This window comes from Pseudofrankia asymbiotica, from assembly GCF_001983105.1.
In the GTDB taxonomy this organism is placed as follows: domain Bacteria; phylum Actinomycetota; class Actinomycetes; order Frankiales; family Frankiaceae; genus Pseudofrankia; species Pseudofrankia asymbiotica.
This window is the reverse complement of record NZ_MOMC01000005.1, coordinates 137,902-144,539: the sequence shown is the minus strand read 5'-3', so window position 1 is coordinate 144,539 and position 6,638 is coordinate 137,902. Positions and strand designations below refer to the sequence as shown.

General features: G+C 74.4%; 4 protein-coding genes. 1 reads left to right on the top strand and 3 read right to left on the bottom strand.

Annotated features, from left to right (window positions below):
- Both BL253_RS02175 and BL253_RS42755 read right to left on the bottom strand, forming a co-directional pair.
- Positions 1-2,752, bottom strand: a 2,752-nt coding sequence (locus tag BL253_RS02175; protein ID WP_076813112.1) for a GMC oxidoreductase, incomplete at its 3' end; no start/stop codon positions are given.
- Between the two features lie 724 nt (positions 2,753-3,476).
- Positions 3,477-3,647, bottom strand: a complete 171-nt coding sequence (locus BL253_RS42755; protein ID WP_198946126.1) for a hypothetical protein — start codon at positions 3,645-3,647, stop codon at positions 3,477-3,479.
- Positions 3,648-4,376: 729 nt separating this feature from the next.
- On the opposite strand from BL253_RS42755, the gene BL253_RS02160 reads away from it, so the two are divergent.
- Positions 4,377-4,586, top strand: coding sequence for a hypothetical protein (locus tag BL253_RS02160; protein ID WP_076813107.1), 210 nt, complete (start codon positions 4,377-4,379; stop codon positions 4,584-4,586).
- Positions 4,587-4,619: 33 nt separating this feature from the next.
- On the opposite strand, the gene BL253_RS02155 is transcribed toward BL253_RS02160, so the two are convergent.
- Positions 4,620-6,533: a flavin-containing monooxygenase gene (locus tag BL253_RS02155; RefSeq protein WP_241834434.1), complete on the bottom strand. Its 1,914-nt coding sequence runs from the start codon at positions 6,531-6,533 to the stop codon at positions 4,620-4,622.
- Positions 6,534-6,638: the final 105 nt, after the last annotated feature.

The following is a 6,638-nucleotide window of genomic DNA, read 5'->3' as shown; positions in this document are numbered from 1 at the left end:
CGGGCGCCTTCGTCGCGGCGGGCGCCTTCGTCGCGGCGGGCGCCTTCGTCGCGGCGGGCGCCTTCGTCGCCTTGGTCGTGCCGGGCGCCTTGGTCGCTTTGCCCGCGCTGGCAGCCCCACTCCCCTTGACGGCGCCGGTCATGTCCTTCCCACCGGTGGCGCTGGTCCCCGTAGCCGCACCCGCCAGGCCGCTCCCCTTGGCCACGCTCGCCACGGCACCAGGCTTGACGCCGTCGGTCGCGGCAGTCGCCCCACTCGCCTTGGAGACACCAGCCACACCACTCGCCTTGGCCTGGCCGGTCGAACCGGTGGATGACCCGCGCTGGCTGGCCGTGTCGATGGCCGTCGCCTTGACGGCGGCGGCTCGTCCGGCGCCCTGACGCGTGGCGGCCGCCGGGACCGGACTCGTCGTGGTCATCGCCGCGGTCGTAGGACCTGTGGAGGCGGGAACCACCGTGGCCGCGGCCGCCCTGGCGGCCGCCGGCGTCCTGGGTACCAGCGGCTGGCGCGCCTTCCCGCGCGCCGACGCCGCCGGCGCCGCGTCCGACCTGGGCGACGGAATCTCGGCCGACGTCACGCTTGCGGACCGGCCGGCTCCAGCCGCCGATGTGCCGGCCGCGGCGCCTGGAGTCCTCACCGAGCCCGCGCTCGCGGCGCCCATCCTGGCCGCACCGGACCGGGTTGCGCTGGTCCGGGTCACGCCGGTCCGGGTTGTACCCGTTCCCGTGGCCCTCGTCCCGGCAGAACCAGCCCCCGCGGCGCTCTTCGTCCTGGCCGCCGTGCTCTTCGCCCCTGCCGTGCTCTTCGTCCCGGCCGTGCTCTTCCCGGCCGTGCTCTTCCCGGCCGTGCTCTTCCCCGCGGCGGTCGCCACGGCGGCGCCACGGGTGGGCGTGCCTCGGGCCGCTGTCCGGCCGCCCGCCGCGCGAGGACTGGGCACTCCGCCGGCCCGGCCGCGGCTCTCGCCCAGCATGCGCTGGACGGCGAGATCGGCGAACGCCGCGATCGTCAACGCCGGGCCCACGCCAAGCGGCCCGGGCAGTGCGGCGCCGTCCAGGACGTACAGACCGGGGTGGCCGAAGACCTGGCCAAGCCGGTCGACGACGCCGTCGCGCGGGTTGTCCCCCATCGGGGCACCCCCGAGCGGATGGGCGGTGACCCGACGGCGGGCCGTGGCCAGCGAGTGCGACTCGAGCCGGCCGCCGAGGCCGTCGGCCAGCCGCGCCATCGCCGCGCGCATCCGCTCGGCGTCCACGTCCCGGTCGGCGCCCGCACGTTCGAGGCCGAGCCGGTCGCCATCCAGCCGCAGCACGCCGTCGGCCGCGGGCCGGCCCATCGCGAGCAGGGGCAGGATGGCCGCCCCCTCCGCGCCGGCCTCGGCGAGCCGGGACAGCTGCCCGCGCAGGTCGTCCGGGCCGCCGCGCAGCCGCTGGGCGGCCCAGTCTCGGGCGAGCCGCAGTGGGTGGACGAGGCCGCCCCGCAGGCCGCCGTCACCTCCGCCGGCGGCCCGGTGGCCCGCCAGCAGCCAGGCGACGAACGCGGGGACGCCGGCGTCCTGGATGTGGAAGCCGGGCTCACCGTCCGGCCCGTCCGGCACCGCGACGGCCGAGGTGACCGTTGGGGCGGCGCCCAGCGACCACGCAGAGCCGTCCTCGCGCCGGGCGCCGGCCACCAGCCCGAGCGCGTCGCCGTTGCCGCTGAAGCCGTGCCCGAGCATCGGGCTGAGCCCCGGCAGCGCGGCCCGGCTGCGCAGCAACAGGTAGGTCGAACCGAGCGCGCCCGCGGCCAGCACGACCCGCGCGCAGCGCACCGTGCGCGCCGGCAGCATGGCCAGGTCACGCGACGTGCCGTCGACGGCGCCGTGGTGCTCGGCGTAGGTGACGACCCAGCCGCCGTCGACGTCCGGCGCGATCGCCAGCACCTCGCAACGCGTGCGGATCTCGGCGCCGTGGTAGGCCGCCGCCGACAGGTAGGTGTGGTCCAGGCTGTTCTTGGCCCCGTGATTGCACCCGAGGACGCAGTCGCCAGCGAGCTGGCAGGTCGCACGGGCGCGGCCGTGCACGTTGCCGTAAGGGGCTTCGGGGAGCGCGAGCCCCGGCGCGGTGACGCCGCGGGCGGCGAAGCTGACCGCGAGCGCCGGCTGCCGCCATTCCAGCCCCATCCGCTCGGCCGCGGCGCGCAGCGCGGTGGTCCGCTCGGCGGCCTCGTAACCGGGGCGCCCGGCCGGGAACGGCGTCGCGCCGAGCATCTTCTCGACCGCGGCATAGTGCGGTTCGAGGTCAGCGCGGCTGATCGGCCACGGTCGACCGGCGGCTGCCCGGCGCCGCGAGCTGGCGCCAGCCGACCCGCCGGCGCCGCGGGTCCGGCTCGCGGCTTCGGTGCCCGCGCGGCCGCCGGCCGTGGTCCCCCGGCGGCTCGACCGCGCGTCGGGCTGGACGAACCAGCGTTCGTCGGCACGCATCAGCGCGTTCGCGAAGACCAGCGAGCCGCCGCCGAGCCCGGAGGACACCACCGCGTCGAACCCGCCCAGCGACCAGATGTCGAACAGGCCGTGCCTGCCCTCGCCGGGGTTCCAGTACTCGCGGGCCACCTCGCGCGGCGTACGCGGGAAGGCGCCCGGCGGGTAGGCCCGGCCTCGTTCGAGCACCAGCACATCACGGCCGGCCTCGGCGAGCCGGAACGCGGTGACCGATCCACCGAAGCCCGACCCGACGACGACCGTCTCGACCTGCTCTGGCGCGGACTTGCGGACCATACGCCCTCGGACCCTTCGCTACGACAGTCGGTCACCATCAATTTGGCACGCACGGTAGTCGTCCGATTGCCATCTGTCGAAGAAGGGAGAGGTACTGGCTGGTCGCGTCCGCTTCCCGGGCCACGTTGATATCGGCGGGTTCGAGGAGCGGGCGCCCGCGACGACGCCGCGGCCCTGGCCGTCGCGGACAGTCAGACTCGCGACAGAGAGTGACGCTGGGGCGCAGGGACGCGCGCGCCCAGCATGGCGTGCCGGCGGCGCGAAACCACCATGAGTTCGTGGGCCGCGGGATGGCCCGCGCCGTGCGCGCCGGACTGTCGGCGATGTCGGCGATGTCGCCGAAGCCGGCCGTGACAGCCCAGAAACACCCGGAGCCGACCGGGAAGTCCCGGTCGGCTCCGAAAGGTGCTGGCGGCTCGTGACGGCCGTCATGCTTTTCTCGCGCAACGTCCGCGGACGGGCGGCGTCGCGGATGTGTCGCGGATAACTCGGTGTCTGTCTCTTCGGTGCCCTTTTCGCCCGGCACCTGGTCGTCCGGTCCTCACGCGCCGCCCGTGTCGTGGGTCACTCAGGCCCGTATCCGGCGAGCCTCGTCGCGGCCCCCTCGAAACCGGTACCACCGGCATTCGGGAAGGCGCCGAATTCGAGCCGATCGAAACGCCCGGCCCCGCGCCCCTGGCCACCGCCATACGCGGCGGGCTGGCGGCGCGGATGAGCCCAGGTCCTACAGGGACGGGCCCTGGCGGACGAGGATGACCTCGAGCTCGTGGCGAGCGTTCGGCGAGAGGGTGTCTTGGGCGAGGTAGGTCTCGAGGGCCCGGCGCTGACGGCGGGCGACCCGCCGAGAGGCGGCCTGCGACCGCAGGCGGGTGATGGTGGAGGTGTCGTTGCTCATGTCGTTCTCCTGGGGCAGGTGTGACCGCGACCGCATTTCCCCGGCGGCCGCAATCCCATTCTGAACTACATTTCGAGGCTTTTGTAGGACGAACGGAGGTGACCTCTGACGCATGCGAGACAAGCCAATGACCACCGGCGGCAGGCGAGTGGTCCGGGCCACATTCCACTCTTTTGCACCGACTCCAAAGGAATGAGTGGCACCGGTCACAGGAAGACAAAGGCGCTGCCCGGCAGCGATTCTCCGGCGAGCCGTCGCCCGGTGATGCCAATAGGGTCGTCCGCGCAGGTGACGGGCCCATAAAGCACCCGGCGGCACCGGAGTCCGCGCGCCGCTGGGCACCGGTGGGCCGCCGCCGAACGTCGCCGGAGATTCCGACCCGCCCCGTCAATGACCCTCGCCCGTGGGATCGCCAGCCACGAYCAGCCACTCGCCGGGCTGGCGGCGGGCCTGAGCCGTCCGCCGTCGCGGCGGGCCCGTGTTGCGCCCGGCCGGCCCGGCGGAGGGCCGCCCGCCACCCTCGGCGGGCTCTCGGCGGGTGCCCGCATGGCGTCGATGACCACCGAAAGGCATCGAGTCGTCACCAAGAGCCATGGAAGGACAACATGATGTAGCCGACTGAACACGTAGACGAGATTTACAGTGTCGTAGATGTTCGTAGACAGGATTGAACAACGAGCCAGATCCGGTGGTCCGCGGCGACGCGGCGTCGATCCGACGGGAGGCCAGGTGCGCGACCAGCTGCGGTGGGCAGCCGAGGTGATCGCCGCCGCCAACGACAAGGATCTGCTGAGCATCAGTGCCGCCGACGACGCTCCCGAGCTGTCCCGGCATGGCGCGCATCGGCTCGCCGCCGGCCGGCTGCCCGCGACTCGCCGACCCGCCGACCCGGCGAATCGCTGGCACCGCCCGCCCCGGCCCGTTTCCGACGGCGTGTGAGTCCGGGCAAGCAGCCGCCGAGCGAGAAGCCTGTCAGACGTCTCGGGTGGCCTCGCCGCCAGCGGTCGCGGTATCCGCGCCGGGACGATCCCCAGCCACGACGGACGGCTCGTGGCGAGCCCCACCCCGGCGGGCATGCTCCGGGACCCGCGTCCGGCCGCCGCCGGATGGCGAGCTGCCCGTGCCCGCGCGGGGCTCCGGCACCACCGGGCACACGTCGGCGGCCGGCCCTCCGGCGACCGCTTCGGGTGCCGTCTCGGGCAGGGAGAGAAAACGCAGGTCGGGACCGGTCACCCGGCCGAACCGGAGCGCGCGGACGTCCGCCAGGTAGCTCATCCGGGTCCGCCACGGTGGGCGGTCGCCCTGGCGGGGCAGCTCTCCCGCGTCGCGGAGCACATAGCCGGCGGTCAGGTCGAGCAGCGACGTCCCACCGGCCGCCCCGCCGGCGCGGCCAGCCGGGATCGTGCCGGTCGCCGCGAGCGCGCCGCCGGCCTGGCTCGCGCCGTCCGGCCGGGCCCCGGCTTCGGCCTGGGCCTCGGCCTCGGCCTCGGCTGGCGCGGCGGGACCGCCGGGAACAAAGGCGCGATAGCCGTGCCGGTCGAGATAGCGCAGCAGCCGGCCGAGATGCTCGGCCACCAGGTCGACCTTCAGCGTCCAGGACGCGTTGACATAGCCGAAGGCGAAGACGAAGTTGGGGACGCCCTCGAGCATCATGCCCTTGTAGACCCGCCGCCGCGGCACGCGCACCGTCTCGCCGTCGACGGTCAGCGCGATCCCGTCGAACATCCGCAGCCGCAGGCCCGTCGCGGTGACGACGACATCGGCGGCGAGCTCCCGGCCCGACCTCAGCCGGATGCCCCGCTCGGTGAAGGTGTCGACATGGTCGGTGACGACCTCGACGTTCCCGGCCGAGATCGCCCGGAACAGGTCGCCGTCCGGCGCGACGCAGAGCCGCTGGTCCCACGGGCCGTAGCTCGGGGTGAAGTGCGTGGCGACGTCGTAGCCGTCCGGCAGCGCCCTGGCGACCCCGGCCAGCAGCTCCCGCCGCACCATCTCGGGGCGGCTCCGGCTGAGCCGGTATACGAGCTGGTTGCGCAGGATGTTGCGCCAGCGGACCAGCCAGGCGGCCCACCGGTCCGGCAGCACGCGCCGCAGGCCGCTCATCAGCGAGTCGGAGGTGGCCAGCGAGGCGACATACGTCGGGGAGCGCTGCAGCATCGTGACGTGCGCGGCCCGCTCGGCGAGCGCGGGCGCGAGCGTCATCGCCGTGGCGCCGCTGCCGATCACCACCACCCGCTGCCCGGTGTGATCGAGGTCGTCCGGCCAGTGCTGGGGATGCACCACCCGGCCGGGGAACGCCGCGCGGCCGGGGAAGTCCGGCTCATGGCCCCGGTCGTAGCGGTAGTAGCCGGTGGCGCCGACGAGGACGTCACAGGTCAGCCGAACGTGCCGCGGCTCGGCGTCGCCCGAACCGCCCGGGCTGCCCGGCGCGTCCGCGTGCCGCGTGCCGGCGGGGGCGCCAGCCGCGGCGGAGGCGGCCGGTACGCCCGGCGAGGCATCCGCGGTGAGCGCGACGTCGACGGTCCAGCCGGCCCGCGCGCTCGACCAGCTGGCCGCGACCACCCGGTGGCCGTACCTGACCAGCTCGTCGACCCGGTGGGTCCGCGCGGTCTCGGTCAGATAGCGGAGGATCGAAGGCCCGTCCACGATCGACTTCTCCCCCGTCCACGGCCGGAACGCGTAGCTGAGGGAGTTCATGTCCGAGTCGGACCGGATGCCAGGGTAGCGGAAGAGGTCCCACGTCCCGCCGAGCGCGCCGCGGGCCTCCAGCAGGGCTATACGGCGGCCCGGCTGGTTGGACAGCAGATGCGCCGCGATCCCGATGCCGGACAGTCCGGCACCGATGATCAGAACGTCGACGTGCTCGTCCGGCAGCCCTGCCGCCATGATCGCTCCCATCGCCAGCCGATCCCCGAGACACGGGGAACCCCGGTGATCAAAACCGCCACCCGAGGTCTTCGGACAACGGCGTCACCATCGATCTCCCCGCCA